This is a genomic window from Pseudonocardia sp. UM4_GMWB1 (assembly GCF_017312155.1).
Lineage (GTDB): Bacteria > Actinomycetota > Actinomycetes > Mycobacteriales > Pseudonocardiaceae > Pseudonocardia > Pseudonocardia alni.
Window position 1 is genome coordinate 1,144,221 of the sequence record NZ_QJPN01000001.1, and the last position, 22,340, is coordinate 1,166,560.

Annotated in this window: 21 protein-coding genes; 18 read left to right on the forward strand and 3 right to left on the reverse strand. The window is 75.3% G+C overall.

The features are described 5' to 3' along the window. The first annotated feature begins 24 nt into the window (after positions 1-24). The 10 genes from DMP15_RS05600 to DMP15_RS05645 all read left to right on the forward strand — a co-directional run bounded on the left by DMP15_RS05600 (position 25) and on the right by DMP15_RS05645 (position 8,264). The gene (locus tag DMP15_RS05600) at positions 25-1,032 is read left to right on the forward strand and encodes a Ppx/GppA phosphatase family protein (RefSeq protein WP_073576577.1); all 1,008 of its coding nucleotides are present in this window, start codon (positions 25-27) and stop codon (positions 1,030-1,032) included. Further along, entirely contained in the window at positions 1,032-2,495 is a 1,464-nt protein-coding gene (locus DMP15_RS05605) for a hypothetical protein (protein WP_337825520.1), read from the forward strand. The genes DMP15_RS05600 and DMP15_RS05605 overlap by 1 nt, the downstream gene beginning before the upstream one ends. A 62-nt stretch (positions 2,496-2,557) precedes the next feature. Beyond that, positions 2,558-3,382 (forward strand): sugar phosphate isomerase/epimerase family protein, encoded by an 825-nt coding sequence (locus DMP15_RS05610; protein WP_073576886.1) that lies wholly within the window; start codon positions 2,558-2,560, stop codon positions 3,380-3,382. Between the two features lie 9 nt (positions 3,383-3,391). After that, entirely contained in the window at positions 3,392-4,237 is an 846-nt protein-coding gene (locus DMP15_RS05615) for a thioesterase family protein (RefSeq protein ID WP_073576575.1), read from the forward strand. A 20-nt stretch (positions 4,238-4,257) separates the two neighbouring features. Next, a complete protein-coding gene (gene proC / locus DMP15_RS05620) occupies positions 4,258-5,058 on the forward strand; it encodes a pyrroline-5-carboxylate reductase (RefSeq protein ID WP_073576574.1) in 801 nt (266 codons plus the stop codon). Between the two features lie 185 nt (positions 5,059-5,243). After that, on the forward strand, positions 5,244-5,456 hold the full coding sequence (locus tag DMP15_RS05625) for a helix-turn-helix domain-containing protein (protein ID WP_062398062.1): 213 nt from the start codon (positions 5,244-5,246) through the stop codon (positions 5,454-5,456). A 211-nt stretch (positions 5,457-5,667) separates the two neighbouring features. Beyond that, positions 5,668-5,769: a 30S ribosomal protein bS22 gene (locus DMP15_RS05630; protein WP_010241351.1), complete on the forward strand. Its 102-nt coding sequence runs from the start codon at positions 5,668-5,670 to the stop codon at positions 5,767-5,769. A 176-nt stretch (positions 5,770-5,945) separates the two neighbouring features. Continuing rightward, on the forward strand, positions 5,946-6,992 hold the full coding sequence (locus DMP15_RS05635; protein WP_073576573.1) for an NAD-dependent epimerase/dehydratase family protein: 1,047 nt from the start codon (positions 5,946-5,948) through the stop codon (positions 6,990-6,992). Between the two features lie 77 nt (positions 6,993-7,069). Beyond that, complete coding sequence (locus tag DMP15_RS05640; RefSeq protein WP_073576885.1) at positions 7,070-8,035, forward strand: lysophospholipid acyltransferase family protein; 966 nt, start codon at positions 7,070-7,072, stop codon at positions 8,033-8,035. Positions 8,036-8,057: 22 nt separating this feature from the next. Continuing rightward, positions 8,058-8,264, forward strand: a complete 207-nt coding sequence (locus DMP15_RS05645; protein ID WP_308292863.1) for a DUF5313 family protein — start codon at positions 8,058-8,060, stop codon at positions 8,262-8,264. A 13-nt stretch (positions 8,265-8,277) separates the two neighbouring features. Here the strand turns inward: DMP15_RS05645 and DMP15_RS05650 are convergent, their stop codons facing one another. From DMP15_RS05650 to DMP15_RS05660, 3 genes are all read right to left on the reverse strand, one after another. Beyond that, positions 8,278-9,168 carry an HAD family hydrolase gene (locus tag DMP15_RS05650; RefSeq protein ID WP_062398055.1) on the reverse strand — a complete coding sequence of 297 codons (891 nt, stop codon included), beginning with the start codon at positions 9,166-9,168 and terminating at the stop codon, positions 8,278-8,280. Between the two features lie 251 nt (positions 9,169-9,419). Further along, positions 9,420-10,844: a DUF5667 domain-containing protein gene (locus DMP15_RS05655; RefSeq protein WP_073576572.1), complete on the reverse strand. Its 1,425-nt coding sequence runs from the start codon at positions 10,842-10,844 to the stop codon at positions 9,420-9,422. A gap of 190 nt (positions 10,845-11,034) precedes the next feature. Further along, a complete protein-coding gene (locus DMP15_RS05660) occupies positions 11,035-11,673 on the reverse strand; it encodes a sigma-70 family RNA polymerase sigma factor (RefSeq protein ID WP_062398051.1) in 639 nt (212 codons plus the stop codon). Positions 11,674-12,400: 727 nt separating this feature from the next. Here DMP15_RS05660 and DMP15_RS05665 point away from each other — a divergent pair. The 8 genes from DMP15_RS05665 (at position 12,401) to hemB (ending at position 22,164) form a co-directional block, all read left to right on the forward strand. Next, positions 12,401-14,005, forward strand: coding sequence for a class I adenylate-forming enzyme family protein (locus tag DMP15_RS05665; RefSeq protein ID WP_304580156.1), 1,605 nt, complete (start codon positions 12,401-12,403; stop codon positions 14,003-14,005). Position 14,006: 1 nt separating this feature from the next. After that, the gene (locus DMP15_RS05670; protein WP_073576570.1) at positions 14,007-14,243 is read left to right on the forward strand and encodes a glutaredoxin family protein; all 237 of its coding nucleotides are present in this window, start codon (positions 14,007-14,009) and stop codon (positions 14,241-14,243) included. Then, positions 14,240-15,925, forward strand: coding sequence for a molybdopterin-dependent oxidoreductase (locus DMP15_RS05675; RefSeq protein WP_337825521.1), 1,686 nt, complete (start codon positions 14,240-14,242; stop codon positions 15,923-15,925). The genes DMP15_RS05670 and DMP15_RS05675 overlap by 4 nt, the downstream gene beginning before the upstream one ends. A 511-nt stretch (positions 15,926-16,436) precedes the next feature. Next, positions 16,437-17,165: a redox-sensing transcriptional repressor Rex gene (locus tag DMP15_RS05680; protein ID WP_062403813.1), complete on the forward strand. Its 729-nt coding sequence runs from the start codon at positions 16,437-16,439 to the stop codon at positions 17,163-17,165. 4 nt (positions 17,166-17,169) lie between these two features. Then, a complete protein-coding gene (locus DMP15_RS05685; protein WP_337825522.1) occupies positions 17,170-18,591 on the forward strand; it encodes a glutamyl-tRNA reductase in 1,422 nt (473 codons plus the stop codon). Next, positions 18,588-19,544 (forward strand): hydroxymethylbilane synthase, encoded by a 957-nt coding sequence (gene hemC / locus DMP15_RS05690; protein WP_337825523.1) that lies wholly within the window; start codon positions 18,588-18,590, stop codon positions 19,542-19,544. Before DMP15_RS05685 ends, hemC begins: the two co-directional genes overlap by 4 nt. Positions 19,545-19,560: 16 nt before the next feature. After that, entirely contained in the window at positions 19,561-21,102 is a 1,542-nt protein-coding gene (locus DMP15_RS05695) for a uroporphyrinogen-III synthase (RefSeq protein ID WP_073576567.1), read from the forward strand. An 81-nt stretch (positions 21,103-21,183) separates the two neighbouring features. Then, the gene (hemB, locus tag DMP15_RS05700; RefSeq protein ID WP_337825524.1) at positions 21,184-22,164 is read left to right on the forward strand and encodes a porphobilinogen synthase; all 981 of its coding nucleotides are present in this window, start codon (positions 21,184-21,186) and stop codon (positions 22,162-22,164) included. Positions 22,165-22,340: the final 176 nt, after the last annotated feature.

A 22,340-nucleotide genomic window follows, 5' to 3' on the forward strand; every position in this document is an offset into this window, starting at 1 on the left:
ATAACGGCTCGGTAACCTGATCGGGTGCGCCTGGCCGTTCTCGACGTGGGGTCCAACACCGTTCACCTCCTGGTGGTGGACGCCCACCGCGGTGCTCACCCGAAGCCCATGTCGTCGGAGAAGGACCAGCTGCGCCTGGCCGAGCACCTCGACCGCAGGGGAGCGCTGGGCCGCGACGGCGTGAAGGCGCTGCTGGAGAGCGTGCACCGGGCCCGGGACACCGCCCGGGCCGCCGGCTGCGACGACCTCCTGGCGTTCGCCACGTCCGCGCTGCGCGACGCGACGAACTCCGCCGAGGTCCTCGCCCGGGTGCAGCGCGAGACCGGGGTGGCGCTGGAGGTCCTGCCCGGCGAGGACGAGGCCCGCTGGACCTTCCTCGCCGTCCGCCGCTGGTGCGGCTGGTCGGCCGGGCGCCTGCTCGTGCTCGACATCGGCGGCGGCTCGCTGGAGCTGGCCGTCGGGCGCGACGAGACCCCCGACGTCGCCGCGTCGGTGCCGCTGGGTGCGGGCCGGCTGACCCGCGACGCGTTCACCTCCGACCCGCCGTCGCGGGCGGAGGTCGCCGCGCTGACCGAGCGCGTCCGCGACGAGATCGCCCCCGTCGCCGGACGGCTGCGTGCTGCGGGGCGCCCGGACCGGGCCGTCGGCACCTCCAAGACCTTCCGGACGCTGGCCCGGCTCGCCGGTGCCGCGCCGTCCAGCGCCGGGCCGGGCGCCCGCCGCACGCTGACCGCGCAGGGCCTGCGCCAGCTGTCGGCGTTCATCACCCGGATGTCGGGTCCCGACCTCGCCCAGCTCGACGGTGTGAGCGCCAGCCGGGCGCACCAGCTCGTCGCCGGGGCGGTCGTCGCGCAGGCCGCGATGGACGCCCTCGGCGTGACCGAACTCGAGATCTGTCCGTGGGCGTTGCGCGAGGGAGTGATCCTCCGGCGCTTCGACATGCTCGATGGGACGAACGGGGACGACCGCTCGGCGCAGACATCCCCGGGCGGGCTTGGACCCTTGACAACACACAGGGCACGGTGGTCGTGATGAGTGTGGACAGCGGAGAGCCTCGCCAGCGGACGGTCGCGGAGCTCCTGGCCGCCAACGGCGGCCAGCAGCCCGGACGACGCCGCCGTCGTCGCGCCGCGGAGGACGACGAAGGGCCCGGCGCCCCGTCGCCCGCGGCACCCGCGCGGACGGACGTGGCGGCCCCGCCGCGACGCCCCGCGGCCGCCGACCGTGTCCGCCCGCCCGAGGGCGCGGGCGGGTTCGCCCCGCGCGGCGGCGACGGCCCGCCGCCCATCGAGCACCCCTCGTTCCCGCCCGCGCGCCGCCCCGACCCCTCCGAGGGGCAGGCCGGGCGCGCACCGGAGCCGTTCGTACCGAACGGCAACGCCCCGAACGGTGGTGCCCCCCACGGCGGCGCTCCGAACGGCGGCAGCCCGAACGGCGGCAGCCCGAACGGTGCTGCGCCCCACGGGGCCACGGCCTTCGGAGGCGCCCCGAACGGTGCCCCGCCCCGCAGGCCGCAGGGCCCGCCCCCCGGTCATTGGTCCGCGGGTCCCGGCCCGGCCCCGCAGGCCCGTCCGCTCCCGCCCGAGCCGCAGGGCCCGCCGAACGGCCGCCCCTACGGCCACGACGACGGCCCCGCCGCCCAGGCCTGGGGTCCCCGCGACGCCCCGCGCCCGGGCGGCCCGTACGGCCCCCCGCCCGGCGCGGCCGACGACGGCCCCGACGAGATCCCCACCAGCCGGCTCGGCGCCCGCCGCCCGGCCCCCACGGCCGACGACGACGGCGGCCCGCCCACCCAGTTCGGCGCCCCGCCGCTGGACGACGAGCACGACGGCCCTCGTCCGCATCCGGCCGACGCGGGCCCGCCGACCGGCGCCTGCGACCCGTACACCGACGACTACGACGACCGGCAGGGTGACGACGACCTGGGCCGTGACGACCGGGGCTACGAGAGCCGGGGCTACGACGCCGACCCCCGCTACGACGACCGCCACGGCCCCGCCGGGTACGACGACGGACCCGGCTCCGCCGACGGCGGCCGCACCGGCGTGCTCGCCCCCGAGCGCCCGCAGGACGACGACTACGACGACTACGAGGACCACGGCGAGCTCGCCGCCGGCGCCGTCGAGGAGGACGAGCCTCCGCGTCGCCGCTCCGGACGCCGCGGTGCCGTCACCGACAGCGGCGCGCAGCCGCCCGCGGGCCTCGACGGCGACACCCCGGCCGGTGCGGCCGGAACCGGCCAGGCCTGGGCGGTCGTCATCGCCCAGTGGATCGGCGGCGCCGTCGCCGGTGCGGCGATCTGGGTGCTGTTCCGCTACCTGTGGACCTCGCTGCCGATCGTGGCGCTGTCGCTCGCGGTCGTGCTGACCGTCGGGCTCGTGCTCGGCGTGCGGGCCCTGCTGCGCAACGACGACCTGAGGACCACGTTGTTCGCGGTGCTCGTCGGGCTGCTGCTGACCGTGTCCCCGGCGATCCTGGTGTTGTTGGACCGGTAATGATGAGCGACGGTGTGACGACTCCACGATTCGTGACACCGTCGCGCCCGTCCACCGCCGACCTGCCCGGGGCGGCACCCGTCGCGCTGTCCACGGCCTCGGTCTACCCGGAGGGCGTCGCCGCCGGGTTCGAGATCGCCGGTGAGCTGGGCTACGACGGCGTCGAGCTCATGATCTGGACCGACCCGGTCAGCCAGGACCCGCGCGCGGTCGAGCGCCTCGCGCACCGCCACGGGGTGCCGATCCTCGCCGTGCACGCCCCCTGCCTGGCCGTCACCCAGCGCGTCTGGGGGGCCGACCCGGTGCACCGGCTGCGGCGCACCGTCGAGGTCGCGGCCCGGCTCGGCGCGCGCACCGTGGTGGTGCACCCGCCGTTCCGCTGGCAGCGCCGCTACGCCGGCGTCTTCGCCGACGAGGTCGTCCGCGCCCACGAGGTCCACGACGTCACGCTGCCGGTGGAGAACATGTTCCCGGTGACCCGCGGCGCGATCAGCACCGTGCCCTACGCGCTCGGCCACGACCCGACCGAGGTCGGGTTCGGCGCATACACCCTCGACCTGTCGCACACCGCCGCGGCCGGCGTCGACGCCCTCGACCTCGCCGGGCGGATGGGGGACCGGCTCACCCACCTGCACCTCACCGACGGCTCCGGTGCCCCGCGCGACGAGCACCTGGTCCCCGGCCGCGGGGCGCAACCGTGCGCCGAGGTGTGCCAGCGCCTGGCGGACTCCCGGTTCGCCGCGGACGGCGGCACCGTCGTCCTGGAGGTGTCGACCCGGCGCTGCCGGACCCGGCAGGAGCGCACGGCACTGCTCGCCGAGTCGCTGCTCTTCGCCCGGCTGCACCTCACACCGACGATGTCCGCCGCCGCCCCTACCCGTGGGTAACATGCCCGCATGAGCAGTACGACGGTCCGGCCCTTCGCCGACTCGCACGTGATCGAGCACCTCGGGGACGGCCGGTTCCGCGCCCGGCTCGACGAGACCTGGGCGATCGGGGACAAGGCCTTCGGCGGCCTGCTGATGGTGCTCATGGCCAAGTCCGGGCTGGCCCGCCTCGCGGCCGACGACGCCCCCGCGCCCGACCCGCTGGCCGTCGCCGTGGACTTCCTGCGCGCGCCCGACCTGGGCCCGGTCGAGATCACGACCGACCCGCTCAAGGTCGGGCGGACGGTGTCCACGGTCGCCGTGCGGCTGCACCAGGAGGGCAGGCTCATGCTGCACTCCACCGTCACCGCCGGCGTGCTGCCGACCGAGGTCCCACGCCTGGACGACGGCTCCGCGCTCGCTGTCGAACCGGATCCGGACGCGCTCGATCCGGCGTCGGCCGAGGGCGGCGCGCGCGGCCTGGCCGCCGCCTGCGAGCTGCGCTACCCGTGCGGCGCGCTGCCGTTCCTGCGCGGCGAGACCGGTCCGCCGGAGATGACCGGCTGGGTCCGCCCGCGCGGCGAGGAGCCGGATGTGTTGTTCGCGCTGATGGCCGGCGACATCCTGCCCCCGACCGTGTTCAACCTCGGCGGGACGTTCGGCTGGGCGCCGACGGTGCAGCTCACCGCGCTGATGCGGGCCCGCCCCGCCCCGGGCTGGCTGCGGGTCGGGTCCCGGTCCCGCGCGGTGTCGAGCCCGCCCGCCGGCGGCGGGGTGTCGAGCGCGCAGTTCGACGAGGACGTCACCGTCGTCGACGCGCGCGGCCGCACCGTCTGCCAGGCCCGCCAGCTCGCCCTGGCCCCGCTGGCCCGCTGAGGGGTTCCTACGCTGCCCCCATGACGAGGATCGCGGTACTGGGCGGGGGACGGATCGGCGAGGCGCTGCTCGGCGGGCTGCTGGCGGCCGGGCGGGACGCCGGTGACCTGGTGGTCGCCGAGCGGTACCCGGCGCGGGCGCAGGAGCTGACCGCGTCGCTGGGGGTCACCGCGGCCCCGGTCGACGAGGCGGTGCGCGGGGCCGGGACGGTCGTCGTCGCCGTCAAGCCGCAGGACGTCGTCACGCTGCTCGGCGAGGTCGCCGGGGCGCTGGAGCCGGGCGCGCTCGTCGTGTCGCTGTGCGCGGGTCTGCCGACCTCGCTGTTCGAGGGCGCCCTGCCCGACGGCACGCCGGTCGTGCGGGTCATGCCGAACACCCCGATGCTGCTCGGCGCGGCGATGTGCGCGATCTCCCCGGGTGCGTACGCGACCCCCGCGCACCTCGACGAGACCGAGGCGCTGCTGTCCACCGTCGGCGCGGTGCTGCGCCTGGACGAGGCGAAGCAGGACGCCGCGACCGCGCTGTCCGGCTCCGGGCCCGCGTACTTCTTCCTCGTCGCCGAGGCGATGATCGAGGCGGGCGTCGGGCTGGGCCTGACCCGCCCCGACGCGACCGAGCTGACCGTGCAGACCGCGCTCGGTGCCGCGCGGATGCTGCGCGAGACCGGCGAGCACCCCGCGGTGCTGCGGGAGAACGTCACCTCGCCGGCCGGGACGACGGCGGCCGCCCTGCGCGAGCTGGAGCGGCACGGGCTGCGTGCGGCCCTGGCCGACGCGGTCACCGCGGCGCACGACCGCTCGGTGGCGCTCGGTCGCGGCTGACCCGGGCCGCCGGTCCCTCGTTCAGCTCATCGTATGACGCAAAGTCACACGGACGCGCCGTGCTGTAGCACGATCGGGCCCCCTCTGGCGGACCGATCGTCACATCCGCCCCGGTAGACTGCATCTGCATCCCCCACCACCGGGCGAACCGGGGAACCCGTCTCGGGGGAGGAAGGCGGTGCCCCATGGCGGCGGAACGTCCCGAGCCCCTACGGCCGTCCCAGGTCCAGTTCCTGACGGTGGCCGAGGTCGCGTCGATGATGCGCGTCTCGAAGATGACCGTGTACCGGCTCGTGCACTCCGGCGAGCTGCCCGCCGCGCGGGTCGGTCGTTCGTTCCGCGTGCCGCAGCGCGCGGTCGAGGACTACCTGCGCAACGCCTACTTCGACGCGGGCTGATCCCCGGTGGGGTGAAGGCCGGTACGCCCGGGTAGACTGGTGAACCGGCTGCCGACCCCCACCGGTCGCATCGCGTCGTCGCTCCGCTCCGGCGGGCGTCGCCCGGCCCGCGCCTCGTGTCCACGTGCACGGATCGTGCGGGCGGCCCACTCCGAGGTCACCCGGTGGAGCGGTCGCTGACGATCTGCGTCGACACAGGAGGAGCACCCACATGGGCTCGGTCATCAAGAAGCGCCGCAAGCGGATGTCGAAGAAGAAGCACCGCAAGCTGCTGCGCAAGACCCGGGTGCAGCGCCGCAAGCTCGGCAAGTGACTCGCGCACCGGCCGCGCACCCGCTCCCCGCGGGTGCGCGGCCGGTGTCGTTGTGGCGGTCCGTCCCCCCGGACGGACGCGTCGCACACCTCACGTGCCCGCGTACCTGCCCGGTGTGACGGGGCGGGACTACGATCGGCACGATCTCGCGTCAGCACCCGGTGAACGGAGCTCCCATGGACCGGCCGACCCCGAACGCCGTGCTGGTCACCGGGGTCAGCGGCTTCCTCGGCGGGCACCTCGCGGCCCGGCTGGCGGCCGACCCGGCCATCGACCGGGTGCTGGGCGTGGACACCGTCCCCCCGCCCCGGGATCTGCTGAAGCGGATGGGGCGCGCCGAGTTCGTGCGCGCCGACATCCGCAACCCGCTCATCGCGAAGGTCATCTCCTCGGCGAACGTCGACACCGTCGTGCACGCGTCGCTCTCGGCCAGCCCCGCCTCGGCGGGCGGCCGCGCGACGATGAAGGAGATGAACGTCATCGGCACGATGCAGCTCCTCGCCGCGTGCCAGAAGGCGACCAGCGTGCGCCGGGTCGTGCTCAAGTCGACGACCGCGGTCTACGGCTCCAGCTCCCGCGACCCCGCCGTGTTCGACGAGGCCATCGGGGCCAAGGACCTGCCCTCGGGCGGGTACGCCAAGGACGCCGCGGAGATCGAGGGCTACCTGCGCGGGTTCAGCCGTCGCCGCCCGGACGTCACCACCACGGTCCTGCGGTTCGCCAATTTCATCGGCCCGCGGATGGACACCGTGCTGTCGCGCTACTTCGCGCTGCCGGTCATCCCCACCGTGCTGGGCTACGACGCCCGGATCCAGCTGCTGCACGAGGAGGACGGCCTCGCCGTGCTCGAGCGTGCCGCCACCCACGAGCTGCCGGGCGTGTTCAACGTCGCCGCGCACGGGGTGCTGATGCTGTCCCAGGCCATCCGGCGCGCGGGCAAGATCGCCGTCCCGGTGCCGAGCGGCGCGGTCGGCCCGGTCAGCCGGGTGCTGCGCGGCGCGCGCGTCGTCGACTTCTCCCCCGAGCAGATGCGCTTCCTCAACTTCGGCCGGGTCGTGGACCTCACCCGGCTGATCGACGACTTCGGCTTCGAGCCGCGGTGGACGACCACCCAGGCGTTCGACGACTTCGTGCGCGGCAAGGCGCTGGCGCCGGTGCTCGGCCCGGAGCGGATCGCCTCGCTCGAACGGGGCGTGCTCGGTCTGGCCCGGTCGCTGCGGTGACGGGGCGGGACGGCGGCATGCGGGCGCGCGAGCAGGGACGGCCGGGCGGCCGCGGTGGTACGACGAAGGGCGACGGCATGGCCGAGGCGCGGGTGATCCCGATCCGGGGCAACCGGGGGCCTGCCCGGCCCGCGCGGGCGGAGGAGCCGCCGCGGCCCGTTCCGGTCGCCTCCGCACCCGAGCCCGAGGACGACGAGGGCCCGGCCTGGGAGGCCGCGCTGGAGCAGGTCCTGGAGTTCCTGCGCCGCCGGCTCGCGGGCGACTACCCGATCGACGAGTTCGGATTCGACCGCGAGCTCACCGACGCGATGGTGCTGCCCGCCCTGCGCCCGCTCTACAAGCGCTGGTTCCGCGTCGAGACCATCGGCACCCACCACATCCCCGAGACCGGTGGCGCGCTGATCGTCGCCAACCACTCCGGGACGCTGCCGCTCGACGCGGTGATGACGACCGTCGCGGTGCACGACGACCACCCGTCGCACCGGCACCTGCGGCTGCTCGGCGCCGACCTCATGTTCACCATGCCGGTCTCCGGCTCGCTGGCCCGCAAGGCCGGCGCGACGCTGGCCTGCAACCCCGACGCCGAGCGGCTCATGACCTCCGGCGAGCTCGTCGGGGTGTTCCCCGAGGGGTTCAAGGGCATCGGCAAGCCGTTCCGGGACCGCTACAAGCTGCAGCGGTTCGGCCGCGGCGGGTTCGTCTCCGCCGCGCTCCGCACCGGGGTCCCGATCATCCCGTGCTCGATCGTCGGCGCCGAGGAGATCTACCCCAAGATCGGCGACCTCGCACCGCTGGCCCGGCTGTTCGGCGCGCCGTACTTCCCGGTCACGCCGACCTTCCCGCTGCTCGGCCCGGCGGGGCTGATCCCGCTGCCGTCGAAGTGGTACATCGAGTTCGGCGAGCCGATCCGCACCGACGACCACACCCCGGCCGACGCCGACGACCCGATGCTCGTGTTCAACCTGACCGACCAGGTCCGGGAGACCATTCAGCACACGCTGTACCGGCTGCTGTCCCAGCGGCGCAACGTGTTCCTGGGATGATCCGGCGGCCGGACCCGCTGCGGTGGCTCTGGTACGCCGCCGGCGGACGGCTGCGGTGTCGCTGCAGTACGCGCTGTTCGTGATGGAGGAGTCCGTCGAACACCGGGTGACGAAGGCCGGCTACCCCGCGGGCACCGCCCGCGCGACGCGACGGGAGGCCACCGCCGACGGGCCGGCCGAGGCCGCCCGCCGCTACGCCGAGCGCTACCGCGGGGCCCCGCCGCCCTGAGCGGCCGGGCGGGTCAGCGCTTGCGGTAGGCCATCCCGGCCGCCACCGCCCCGGCGACGGCGCCCGCGCCGAGCACCGAGGGCACCCCGATCCGGGCGGCCTTGCGCCCGGTCCGGAAGTCGCGGATCTGCCAGTTGCGGGCCTTCGCGACGTCACGCAGCTCGGAGTCCGGGTTCACCGCGACCGCGGTGCCGACCGCCGAGAGCATCGGGACGTCGTTCACCGAGTCCGAGTAGGCGGTGCAGCGGCGCAGATCCAGACCCTCCGACGCGGCCAGCGCGCGCACCGCGTGCGCCTTCGCCGGGCCGTGCAGGATCTCGCCGACCAGCCGTCCGGTGTAGAGCCCGTCGACGGACTCCGCGACGGTCCCCAGCGCTCCGGTCAGCCCCAGCCGGCGGGCGATGATTCGCGCCAGCTCGATCGGCGTCGCGGTGACCAGCCAGACGCGCTGGCCCGCGTCGAGGTGCATCTGGGCCAGCGCCCGGGTGCCCGCCCAGATCCGGTCCGACATCAGCTCGTCGTAGATCTCCTCGCCGAGCGCGACGACCTCGTCGACCGGACGGCCCGCGACGAACGACAGCGCGGTGTCGCGGTGTCCCGCGATGCCGCCCTTGTCCTCCCGGCCGCCGACCCGGAACTTGATCTGCTGCCAGGCGAAGCCGGCCATGTCGGAGGTGGTGAAGAACTTGCGCGCGGCCAGGCCGCGGGCGAAGTGGAAGATCGACGCGCCGACCATCATCGTGTTGTCGCAGTCGAAGAAGGCGGCGGCGGTGAGGTCGGGCGGCGCGCCGTCCCCGCCCTCCGGGCCGTCGGGGTGGTCGTCGGCCTCGGCGGCGACGGCCGCGGCGGCGGAGGCCTGACCGGCCCGCTGCGCGGAGTCCAGCGCGGTCGCCCGCTCCAGCACCCCCGGCTCCTCGGAGAGCCCGGTGTGGGTGGGCGGGTGAGACTCGCGGGTCCCGCTCTGGTCGAGAGGGGGGACGGACCCGGGATCACTCACCACGGCGGCCTTCCTGGTGCGACGGCGTCTCGCGTCCCGAGGGGATCGGGGCGCGGCCCCAGCCTACTGCCGGAACGCGGGAGCGGGCCCGGCCTCCGGTACGTGACACATGTCGACGCACCGGGGACCGGGCCCGTACCCGTGGTGTCCGGAGCGGATCAGCCGAGGGTGACCGGGCCGAGGCCCGGCAGCAGCGGCGGGATGGTGATCGGCGGCAGCAGACGGTCCTGCTCCGACGACGACTCCGACGAGCTGCCCGACCCGCTGTCGGAGGTGGTCGACCCACCACCGTTCAGCAGCGGCAGCCCGCCGTCCTGCTGCGAGGACCCCGAGGTGGTCGGGGCCTGCGAGGTCGAGGTCGCCGGACCGGAGGTCGGCGACGGCGACGGCGTGCCGGTCGCGGTCTCCGACGGCGTCACCGGCGCGGACTGCTCGACGGCCTGCGCCGAGGACGGCCCGCCCGCGGTGCGGCACTCGCCGGGCACCGGGCCGAGGTCGTCGACGGTGCCGCCGCTGTCCGCGGCGCAGCCGGTGCCGGCCCGCAGCGCCTCGGCCCGGGAGAGCACCCGGTCCAGCAGGCGGATCGCCTCCGAGGTCTCCCCGCGGCTCTCGGCGGGCAGGTCGGACTGCAGACGGGTGATGCGCCCGGACTGGGCGGCCGCCCAGGTCCGCAGCTCGGCCAGGCGGGAGGTGTCCGCGCCGTCGGTCCCGGCGCCGGTGAGCATCAGCCTGCTGCCGGTGCTGGTGGCCCGGTCGAAGTCGCCCATCGCGGACGCGACCGCGTCCGGCGACGGCGGTGTGGACCGCGCGACCAGGCTCTCCAGCTCGTCGACCCGGGAGCGGGCCAGGTCGAGCTGGCGGGCGGCCTCGGCCTGCTGGCCGACGGTGAACACCCCGCCGACGCTCTCGCTGGCGCGCTTCATGCCGTACATCGCGTCGCCGGGCAGGGCGTCGCGGCTGGCGGTCGAGGTCACGCCGGCGATCACCGCGAGCGCGGCGAACCCGCCGACGACGACGCCGAAGCGCTTGCGCACGCTCGGACGGCGGCGGTCCAGCATCCGGGCGCCGGCCTGCGCCGGGCGGGCGGAGTCGTCGCGGCCGGGGCCGGCCTCGGCGTCGCGGGCCGGTCCGGCCGGGGCACCCACCTGCTCCGGATGGTCCGGGTGGTCCGACGGCAGCACGTGGCGGCCGCGGCGCGGACGGCTGCTGCGTCCGGTCGGGTCGTCCGCGGCCGGGGCGTGCTCGCCGGCGGCGCGGCGGTTGGACACCGCGTCCCAGTCGAGGTCGTCGGCGATCGGAGGGCCGATCGGCGCGGTGAGGTCGGCCTGGTCGACGCGGTCGAACCGGTCGCCGAACGGGGACCCGCCGGACTGCTGTCCGACGCCCTCCTGGGCCAGCACCTCGAACAGCCGCGCCCGCATCCGGGCCGAGGAGTGCGGATCGGGCGAGAGATCACGCCGCGAACGGTCCAGCGCGGCGGCCAGCGCGATCTCGTGCGCCAGCTCCTCCGATGCAGGGGCACCCGCCGGCGCACGGTCGAAACCGTCGTCGCCGGGGTACCCGTCGTCCCATGCCCTGGGCATGCCGTCCGTCCTCACTGCAGTCTCGCGCTGCTCGTCGGCGCGTGTGGCGCCGTCAGTGCACGCCGGTCTGTACAACGACCGACCGCGGACGAGGTTACGGCCTTCAAACCGTTCACCGCATCGAGTAGTGCGTTCGGCGCAGTGATCGACACACCCTCTCGCGTTCCGGCTGATCCGGCGGCAGACCCGCTCACCGCAGACCGTCCGGGAGGAGCTGCGCCAGACGACGCACCGCGCGGTGCTGCAGCGCCTTGACCGCACCCTCGTTGCGGTCCATCAGCTCGGCGGTCTCGGCGACCGACAGGCCCTTGAGGAACCGGTACTGGATGCATTCGCGCTGGTCGGAGTTGAGCTTGGCGATCGAGGCCAGCAGCTCGTCGTTGGTGGCCATGTCGAGTACCTGCTGCTCGGGACCACCGGTGCTGGGCGACAGCTCGACGATCTCCGAGGTCGTCTGCTCCAGCCGGAACCGGCTGGACTTGACGTAGTCGAAGATCAGGTTCCGGGCGATGGTGACGAACCAGGCCCCGATGTCGCGGCCCTGGTAGCTGACCGAGGAGATCCGGCGCAGTGCCCGGACGAAGGTCTCCTGCGTCACGTCCTCGGCGAAGGACCGGTCGCCCATCCGGAACAGCACGTACCGGTAGACCACGTCGTGGTAGCGCTCGTAGAGCTCGCCGAACGCGGCCGCGTCGCCGGCCTGGCAGGCCTCGACCAGGGCCCAGGAGCTGTTCGCGTCCTCGACGGCGCGGGCGGCCTCGTCGGCCGGGTCGGCCTCCGGGCGCTGCAGCTCCTGCGAGATCTGCGGTGCCTGTCGTGGCATCGGCATGTCCTGCTCGGTACGGCCGGGCGGACCCGACCGGGTGGTCCGGCCGTCCGGGCGGTGTAGGGCGGGGCCTGCGGGGTACGTGGGGGGAGCGTCGACCAGGGGAGCGGACGCGATCGGCCCCGTCGGCTGGGACGGTGCAGAGGTCGCTGAAGTCACGGACACCTCCCCGTCCGGCTGGGGGCGGACGGTGTCGGGTCTGTCCTGGCCGGGTTCGGGGGCCCGGTTCGGACGGACGGTCTCGGGGATGGTCTCGGAGCGCTGCTGTCGGAGCAGGCGGTGCGGTCGCATCGGCCGGGTCATGGATCCCGGGGGGTCGGACGGGGTACGGCTCGGCGGGCGACCCGGCCGGCGGGGACCGCCGGCGCGTCCCGCGCGGCGCGGCGCGGTGTGCGCCGTGGCGCGCTGGCGTCGAGCTGCATGCCACTCCCTCGGGTGAGTCGCGCGACGAACCGGCGGTTCACGCGTTGAACTTCATGTAGCGGCGGAGCATAGACGTCTGTCGAGTGGCGCAACGCACTCGCCGCCTCTCGTCGCGTGCCGTTCCGGCGAGCGGCCCGATACGCGCGGTGGACGAACCGTGCGCGAAGCGTGTCCGAATCGACACGTGGCGTACACAGCGGTGAGCGGTCCCTCGGGACACGACGGTCGTGGCCGGGTTTGGAACACTGACGGCGACGCGTGCCGACGAGCCGACCCCGCCCCGGCGGGTCCGAGGATGGAGACCGCCGTGCCGAGTTCCGACCCCGTGCCGGGCCACCGTCCCGACCGGCCCACCCACCTCGCCGACCTGGTGGCGCGCAACGCCTCCGAGCGTCCGGGCCACGACGCCGTCCGTGACCTGTCCGGCGCGGCGCCGCTCACGCTGACCTGGTCGGCGTTCGACGCCGCGGTCTCCGCCGAGGCCGCCCGGCTGCGTGCGGCGGGTGTCCGCCACGGCGACCGGGTCGCGATCGGCCTGCCCGACGGCGCCGGCTACTGCGTGGCCCTGTTCGGCGCGCTGCGGGCAGACGCGGTCGTCGTACCGTTCGGCGCGGGCTCGGTGACCCGCGAGCTCGAGGTCGTGCTCGACCAGGCCCGGCCGGTCGCGGTCGTCGCCCGGCCCGACGACGCCGTCGCGGCCGGCTGCGCCGAGGGCGTCGGCGCGACGCTGCTGGGCCCGCCGGACCTGGCCGCCCCGGTCCCGGACGCCCCGGTCGACCGGGCTCCCGCCGACCCAGAGCGCATCGCGCTGGTCGTGTTCACCTCCGGCACCACCGGGCGCCCGCGCGGGGTACAGCTGTCGCACCGCGCGCTGCTGGCCAACCGCGAGCAGGCGGGTGCGCTCCGCCCGGCGCCGGTCAACGGGGTCGACCGGGTCCTGCTGGCGCTGCCCCTGTTCCACGTCTACGGCCTCGCCGCCGGGCTGCTGCAGGTCTGCTGGACCGGCGCAACCGTCGTGCTGCCCGGCCGGTTCTCCCCGGACCGGCTGGCCGAGACGGTCGTCGAGGAGCGGGTCAGCGTCGTCGCCGGGGTGCCGTCGATGTTCCGGATGCTGCTCGACCTCGGCCCGGAGCGGCTGCGCGCCGCGATGGCCGGGGTACGGCTGTGCACCTCCGGCGGGGCGCCGCTGCCCGCGGGCTGGCTCGCGGACTTCCGCGCGGCGAGCGGGCTGGACCTGCACGAGGGCTACGGCCTCACCGAGGGCGGGCCCGTCGTCACCAGCAACGACCTGAGCCGACCGGCCAAGCCCGGCTCGGTCGGGCAGGTGCTGCCCGGCGTCGAGCTGCGCCTGGTCGATGCCGACGGGCAGCCGATGGAGCGCAGGCCCGCACCGGAGCCCGAGCCGCGCGGTGCGGACCCGCTGGACGACCTGGACTACGACGACGGCTCCGACCCGTCCGACGACACCGGACTGATCGCGGTGCGCGGGCCGAACCTGTTCTCCGGCTACTGGCCCGACGGCTCCGGCGGCCCGGGCGAGGACGGCTGGTTCGTCACCGCCGACGTCGGCTACCTCGACACCGACGGCGACCTGCACCTCGTCGACCGGTCCTCGGACCTGGTCATCGTCAACGGCTTCAACGTCTACCCGCGCGAGGTGGAGCAGGTCGTCGCCGAGCTGGACGCGGTGGCCGAGGTCGCCGTCGTCGGGGTGCCCGACGACCGGACCGGCGCCGCGGTCAAGGCCGTGATCGTGCCGGTCGCGGGCGCCGAGCTCACCGAGGAGACGGTCGCCGCGCACTGCGCGGCCCGGCTCGCCCGGTTCAAGCGGCCCGCGGTCGTCGCCTTCGCCGACGAGCTGCCCCGCACCCCGACGGGCAAGATCGCCCGAAGGACACTGGCGAGGATGTGAGATGCGCGTACGACTGCTGACCCGGGTGGGCTGCCACCTGTGCGACGACGCCGCCGAGGTGCTGGCCCGGGTGTGCGCCGAGACCGGCACCGGCTGGGACACCGTCGATGTCGACTCCGACGACGAGCTGCGCGCCGAGTACGGCGACCAGGTGCCGGTGGTGCTGCTCGACGGTCGTGAGCACGACTCGTTCCGGGTGGACGAGGAGCGCCTGCGCGCGGACCTGGCCCGGCCGTGAGCCCGGACCCCGACGGCCCGGTCGCGGCCTCGGACGGTCCGGCCGGCGGGGCCCCGGGCGCGGTCCGCCCGCCGGTCCGCACCGCACCGGCGGCCCGCACCGCCCTGGCCGGGCTCGCCGCGGCCGCCCTGGGCGTCGGCGCGGGGCAGGCGCTCGCGCTGCTGGTCGCTCCGGCCGCCGGGCCGGTGAACGCCGTCGCCGAGCAGGTCGTGGCGCTCACCCCGCCCGCGCTGGCCGGCGCGGCGACCGTCGGGGCCGGGATCGGCAGCCGCCACACCGTCGTCGCCGGGGTGCTGGTGGTCCTGGCCCTGGCCGCGGCCGGGCTCGGCGCGCTGTCGCGCCGCTCGCCGTGGCCGGGGGCGTGGGGGCTCGCGGCGCTCGGGCTGCTGGGTGTCGTCGCCGCGGCGACGGCGTCGGGCGCCGGTCAGCTCGACATGGTGCCGGCGGGTGCCGCGGCCGTCGTCGCGGTGACGGTCTTCCGGAGGCTGCACGCGCTGGCGGCCCGGATCCCCGCCCCGACCGCGGACGGGACGCTGCCCGACGGGCGGCCCGTACGGTCGTCGCTGACCCGGCGGCGGTTCCTGCGCACCACCGCGCTGGCGGGGGCGGGCGGGGTCGTGCTGGGCACCGGGGCCGCGGTCGCCGCGCCCCTGCTGCCCTCGGGCCGGATCGGGCCCGAACGCGACGCGCTCACCGCCCGGATCCGGACGCTCGCCGCGCAGGGTCGCATCGCGCCCGCCCCGGCGCTGCCCGCCGGGGCGCAGGTGCCGGGCGCGGCCGCGTTCACCACCGCCGTCGACGACTTCTACCGGATCGACACCGCGCTGCGGGTCCCGTCGGTCGACCCGGCGTCGTGGAGCCTGCGGGTGCACGGGCGGGTCGGGCGCGAGCTCACCCTCACCCTCGACGACCTGCTGGCCCGCCCGCTCGTCGAACGCTGGGTGACGATGGCGTGCGTCTCCAACGACGTCGGCGGGGACCTCGTGTCCACCACCCGGTTCACCGGGGTGGAGCTCGCGCCGCTGCTCGCGGCCGCCGCGCCCGACCCGGCGGCGGACCAGGCGCTGTCCACCTCCACCGACGGCTGGACGGCGGGCAGTCCGTCGTCGCTGCTGCTCGACCCGGCCCGCGGTGCGCTGCTCGCGGTCGCGATGGCCGGACCGGACGGCCCGGTCGCGCTGCCGCCCGAGCACGGCTTCCCGGTGCGGATCGTCGTCCCCGGGCTCTACGGCTACGTCTCGGCCACCAAGTGGGTCACCGACATCGAGTTCACCACCTTCGCCGCCCGCGCCGACTACTGGCGCGACCGCGGGTGGGCGCCGCCCGGGCCGATGGAGACCGCCGCGCGGATCGAGTCGCCCGCCTCGTACGCGAGCGTGCCCGCCGGCCGGGTCGTGGTCACCGGCTCCGCCTGGGCGGTGCCCCGGGGGATCCGCCGGGTCGAGGTCGGGGTGCAGGACGGGGGCGCGGCCGGGTCCTGGGTCACCGCCGAGCTCGCGCCGGTGCCGTCCGGCGGGGCCACCTGGCGGCAGTGGCGCGCCGAGCTGGACCTGCCGCCGGGCGGGTACACCCTGGTGTGCCGCGCCACCGACGGCGACGGCGTCGTCCAGACCGCCGAGCGCCGCTCCCCGCTGCCGGGCGCGGCGACCGGCCGGCCGACCCGCACCGTCACGGTGACCTGAACGACGGTCACCTGAGAAGCGGTGACCCGAGGGACCGTGACCTGGGCCTCGTCGCGCCGTCCCGGGCGGAGAGGTGCGTCACGGGTGGTCGCACGGTATGCGTGACGGTGGTGTCGTGGAGAACGACGTGGCACTCGTCGCACGATGAGCGGTTCCTGCCCGTCGATCACCGGTAGTTCCAGGTCAGGGGCCCGGGCCGAGCACGGAGAGGACCAAGATCGCAACTTTGTGCGTGCCTTCACAAGCGGCTACCGTGGGTTCCCGTCGCCGGACCCGGTGGCACGGTGCCTCCGCGGCGCCGGGAACGCCGGGCCTCGTCCGTCCGCAGCCCGACCGGCCCGTCCGGCCGGTGAGCGGGCGTGCCACGAGCGCGCCGGTGACCGGCACCTGCACACCCCCGACCGGAGCACGCCCGGTTTCGATGACCGACCGCCCGCGGATCAAGCCCCCGCGAGCAGGAGCGGGCACCGGGACCCGGCCGCCCGCGACCGACGCCCGAGGAGGACGGCCCGTGACCCTGCCGCCCGAGTCCGGTGCCGCCGCGCCCGACGGCAACGGCGAGCGCCCCGCGCGCCCGGTGCCGGAGGCCACCGTGTCCCGGCTCGCGGTGTACCTGCGGGTGCTCGGCGAGCTGCGCGAGGCCGGCGTCGAGACGGTGTCGTCCGAGGAGCTCGCCGGTGCCTCCGGGGTCAACTCGGCCAAGCTCCGCAAGGACCTGTCCTACCTGGGTTCCTACGGGGTGCGCGGCGTCGGCTACGACGTCACCTCGCTGCAGGGACGGCTGCAGGGCGAGCTGGGCATGGACCACCGGCAGTCGGTCGCGCTGGTCGGCGTCGGCAACCTGGGCCACGCCCTGGCCGGCTACACCGGCTTCGCCGGCCGCGGCTTCCCGGTCAGCACCCTGTTCGACGTCGACGACGACCTCGTCGGCAGCGAGATCAACGGCATCCGGGTGCGGCACGTGCGCGAGATCCCCGAGGTGTGCGCCGGTGGCGGCGTCACCATCGGGATGATCGCGACGCCGGGCCCGGCGGCCCAGAAGGTCTGCGACCTGCTCGTGGCGGCCGGTGTGCAGTCCATCCTCAACTTCGCTCCGGTGCTGCTGACGGTCCCGGACGACGTCGAGGTCCGCAAGGTGGACCTGTCGGTCGAACTGCAGGTCCTCGCGTTCCACGTGGCGCGACGGCACACCGGTGCCGCCGCGGTGACGGACAAGACGAACGAATCGGTGGTGTCGTAGAGCCATGAGCGTCCTCGTGGTCGGCCTGTCGCACCGCAGCGCGCCGGTCGAGGTGCTGGAGCGCCTCGCGGTCGCTCCGGGTGAGGTGCCCAAGCTTCTCGAGGAGATGCTCGACCGCACGCACGTCGAGGAGGCGGTCGTCCTCTCCACGTGCAACCGGATCGAGATCTGCGCGGTCGTGGACGCGTTCCACGGCGGCCTCGGCGACGTCACCGACGTCCTCGGCACCCACGCCGGGTTCCCCATCGGCGAGTTGTCCGAGCACCTGTTCGTGCACTATGCGGGCTCCGCGGTCCAGCACCTGTTCGCGCTGGCGGCGGGCCTGGACTCGATGGTGGTCGGCGAGTCGCAGATCCTCGGCCAGCTGCGCGGCGCCTACGCGGCCGCGGACGCCGCGGGCGCCGTCGGCAAGGTCCTGCACGAGCTGGTGCAGCAGGCTCTGCGCGTCGGCAAGCGGGTGCACGCCGGGACCGGCATCGACGAGGCGGGCGCCTCGGTGGTGTCCGAGGCACTGCGCGATGCCGACCGTGAGCTCGGCGGCGTCGGCCTGGGCGGCACCCGCGCCGTGATCGTCGGCGCCGGGGCGATGGGCGCGCTGGCCGCCGCGCACCTGCGTCGTGCCGGGGCGGGCGAGATCGTCGTGCTGAACCGCTCGGCCGAGCGCGGCGAGCGGCTCGTGGAGAAGGTCCTCGAGCACGCCGAGCAGGGCACCACCGCGCGCTACGCGCCGATGGACTCCCTGGCCGACGAGCTGCGCGACGCCGACCTGATGCTGGCCTGTACCGGCGCCATCGGGCACGTCGTCGACGTGGCCCCGGTCGCCGAGGCGCTGACCGGTCGCACCTCACCTCTGGTCGTGTGCGACCTGGGCCTGCCGCGTGACGTCGACCCGGCCGTCGGTGAGCTGGCCGGCGTGCGCATGGTCGACCTCATCACCCTGCAGCGTCGGCTGCTCGACACCGCCGACGGCGGCTCCGTCGCCGCGGCCCAGACGATGGTCGACGCCGAGGCCCAGCAGTACCTGGCCGGGCAGCGCTCGGCCGAGGTCACGCCGACGGTCACCGCCCTGCGCCGGCGCGCCTCGGAGGTCGTCGACGCCGAGCTGCTGCGCCTGGACTCCCGGCTGCCCGATCTGGACGGCCACGTCCGCGAGGAGCTCTCGAGGACCGTCCGCCGCGTCGTCGACAAGCTGCTGCACACGCCCACGGTCCAGGTGAAGCGCCTGGCCGAGGGCCCGGACGGGGACAGCTACGCCGCGGCGCTGCGCACCCTGTTCGAGCTCGACCCGCAGGCCGCCGCCGCGGTCGCGGCCCCGGTCCGGGGCTCCGACGCGAGCGTCGACGGCGGCGACGTGACCGCAGCCCTGAACGCCCCGCTCGGCCCCACGCCGTCGATCGGGTCCCGTCCCCCGGAGCAGATCCCGTGAGCGTCCTGAAGATCGGCACGCGGCCGTCGAAGCTGGCGGTCGCGCAGTCCACGACCGTCGCCGACCGGCTGACCGCCGCCGGGCACCCGAGCGAGCTCGTCACCATCTCGACCAGCGGTGACCGGTCGTCGGCGCCGATCCCGCAGATCGGGGTGGGGGTGTTCGTCTCGCAGCTGCGCGACGCGCTGTACGCGGGCGAGATCGACGTCGCGGTGCACTCGTACAAGGACCTCCCGAGCGCACAGCCCGACGGGCTGACGATCGCGGCGATCCCGGAGCGCGAGGACGTCCGCGACGCGCTGGTCACCGGCGGTCGGGTGCTCGGCGAGCTGGGCCGTGGTGCCCGGGTCGGCACCGGGTCCCCGCGCCGGACGGTGCAGCTGCACGCGCTCGGCCAGGGCCTGGAGGTGCTGCCGATCCGCGGGAACGTGGACACCCGGATCGGGAAGGTCCGCTCCGGCGAGCTGGACGCCGTGGTGATCGCGGCGGCCGGGCTGCGCCGGCTGGGCCGGGTCGACGAGGCGGACGAGCTGATCGACCCGCTGCAGATGCTGCCCGCCCCCGCCCAGGGTGCGCTGGCGATCGAGTGCCGCACCGCCGACACCGATCTGGTGTCGGTGCTGGCCGCGGTGCTGGACGACAGGGGCGTGCGCTTCGCCGTCACCGCCGAGCGTGCGGTGCTGGCGGGCCTGGAGGCCGAGTGCACGACCCCCGTCGGGGCGCTCGCCGAGGTCGTCTCCGACCTCGACGACGACGGCCGCGCGGTCGACCGGCTGTCGCTGCGCGGCGCGCTGGGGATCGGGGACATCGCGGGGGGCGACGTGGTGCGCGCCTCCGCCACCGGAGACATGGACGACGCAGAGAAGATCGGGGCCGCGGTCGCCCTCGAACTTCTCGACCTGGGAGCCGAGGACCTGCCCCCCGCAGGTCCCGGTGGTCCCGCCAACCGCTGATTCGGGAGTTTCTTCAATGACAGGACCTGCCAACCCCTCGGGGCGGATCGCCTTCGTGGGCAGCGGACCGGGGGACCCGGCGCTGCTCACCGTGCGCGCCCGGGACGTGCTCGCCGGCTCGCCGCTGGTCATCACCGACCCGGACGTGCCCGAGGGCATCCTCGCCCTGGCCGCCGACGGCGCCGAGGTGCGCCCGGCCGTCGGCCAGCCCGCCGACATCGCGAGCGACCTGCTCACCGAGGCGGGCCAGGGCCGCTCGGTGGCCCGGCTGGTCTCCGGTGACCCCCTGACCAACGACGCCGTCGTCGCCGAGGCGATGGCCGTGTCCGCCTCGGGCACGCCGTTCGACGTCGTCCCCGGCGTCCCGTCCTCGACCGCGGTCCCGGCCTACGCCGGTGTCGCGCTCGGGTCGGCGCACGTCGAGGCCGACGTCCGCGCGGGCGTCGACTGGGCCGCGCTGGCCGCGAGCCCGGGCCCGGTCGTGCTGCACGCGACGAGCGCGCTGCTCGGTGATGTCGCCGCCGGTCTGAGCGCCCAGGGCGTCCCGGACGAGACGCCGGTCGCGATCACCGCGGGCGGCACCACCTCCACCCAGCGGACCATCTCGTCGTCGGTCGGGCGGATCGCCGCCGACGGCGGCGACCTCGAGGGCGCGCTCGTCCTGACCGTCGGCGAGGCCGCCGGTCGTCGCGGCGAGCTGTCCTGGTGGGAGTCGCGCGCGCTCTACGGCTGGCGGGTCCTGGTGCCGCGCACCAAGGACCAGGCCGGGGTGATGAGCGAGCGGCTGCGGATGCACGGCGCCATCCCGGAGGAGGTGCCGACGATCGCCGTCGAGCCGCCCCGGTCGCCCGCGCAGATGGAGCGCTCGGTCAAGGGTCTCGTCGACGGCCGCTACCAGTGGGTCGTGTTCACCTCGACCAACGCGGTCAAGGCCGTCTGGGAGAAGTTCGGTGAGTTCGGCCTCGACGCCCGCGCCTTCTCCGGTGTGAAGATCGCCTGCGTCGGTCGCTCGACCGCGGAGAAGGTCCGCGAGTTCGGTATCGAGCCCGAGCTCGTCCCGGACATCGACGAGTCCCAGTCCTCGACGTCCGAGGGCCTGCTGGACATCTTCCCGCCGCACGACGACGTGCTCGACCCGGTCGACCGGGTGCTGCTCCCGCGCGCCGACATCGCCACCGAGACGCTGTCGGCCGGGCTGCAGGAGCGCGGCTGGGAGGTCGACGACGTGACGGCGTACCGGACCGTCCGGGCCGCCCCGCCGCCCGCGCCGATCCGTGAGGCGATCAAGACCGGCGGCTTCGACGCGGTGTGCTTCACCTCGTCGTCGACGGTGCGGAACCTGGTCGGCATCGCCGGCAAGCCGCACGCCCGGACCCTGGTCGCCTGCATCGGTCCGGCCACCGCGGAGACCGCGCGCGAGTTCGGCCTGCGGGTCGACGTGCAGCCGGAGGAGGCCCGCGTCCCGACCCTGGTCGACGCGCTGGCCAGCCACACCGCGAAGCTGCGCGCCGAGGGCAACCTGCCGCCGCCGAAGAAGGTGAAGGCGCGCCGCCGCTGAGCTGCTCCCGTCGGGCCCCGTACCGCCTCCCGAGGTGGTGCGGGGCCGACCTGTGTCCGGGGCGGTCGTAGCCTGGTCCGCATGGGTTTCCCGGCGCAGCGTCCCCGACGGTTGCGGACCACCCCCGCGATGCGGCGGCTGGTCTCCGAGACCGAGGTCCGTCCGCGGCAGCTGGTGCTGCCGATGTTCGTCCGTGAGGGCGCGACGGAACCGGTCCCGATCGGGTCGATGCCGGGGGTCGTCCAGCACACCCGCGACTCGCTGCGCAAGGCGGTCGCGGAGGCGGTGGCCGCGGGCGTCGGCGGTGTGATGCTGTTCGGGGTCCCCGAGCACCACGACGCGACCGGCTCCGGCGCCGTCGACCCGGACGGGATCCTCAACGTCGGCCTGCGCGACGTGCGCTCCGAGGTCGGCGACGACCTGGTCGTCATGTCCGACCTGTGCCTCGACGAATTCACCGACCACGGGCACTGCGGCGTGCTGGACGCCGACGGCGGCGTCGACAACGACGCGACGCTGGAGATCTACGCCCGGATGGGCGTGGAGCAGGCCCGTGCGGGCGCCCACCTCGTCGGCCCCAGCGGGATGATGGACGGCCAGGTCGGCGTCATCCGCACCGCGCTCGACGAGGCCGGATTCACCGACACCGGCATCCTCGCCTACACCGCCAAGTACGCCTCGGCGTTCTACGGCCCGTTCCGTGAGGCGGTGAACTCGCAGCTCAGGGGCGACCGCAAGACCTACCAGCAGGACGGCGGCAACGCCCGCGAGGCGCTGCGCGAGCTGGCACTCGACCTCGACGAGGGCGCCGACATGGTGATGGTGAAGCCCGCCCTGGCCTACCTGGACATCCTGGCCCGAGTGGCCGACGTCGCCGACGTGCCCGTCGCGGCGTACCAGATCTCCGGTGAGTACGCGATGGTCGAGGCCGCCGTCGCCCGGGGCTGGCTCGAGCGAGAGCGGACCATCATGGAGACGCTGACCTCGATCCGCCGCGCCGGTGCGGACGTGATCCTGACCTACTGGGCCACCGAGGCCGCGACCTGGCTCGACCGGGGCTGACCCCGCCCACCCGGGGCGCGTCGCCGGTCGGATCCGACCGGCGCTGCTCGGCTCGGCCGCCCGGCGCCATTCGTGCCGACCGGCCGGCGACCCCCGGGGCCATCTGTCCGTGAATTCGCTTACCGGGTAAGCGAATTCGCCGCACTCCCTGTGGGGACCTCGACGAGACCCGGGCC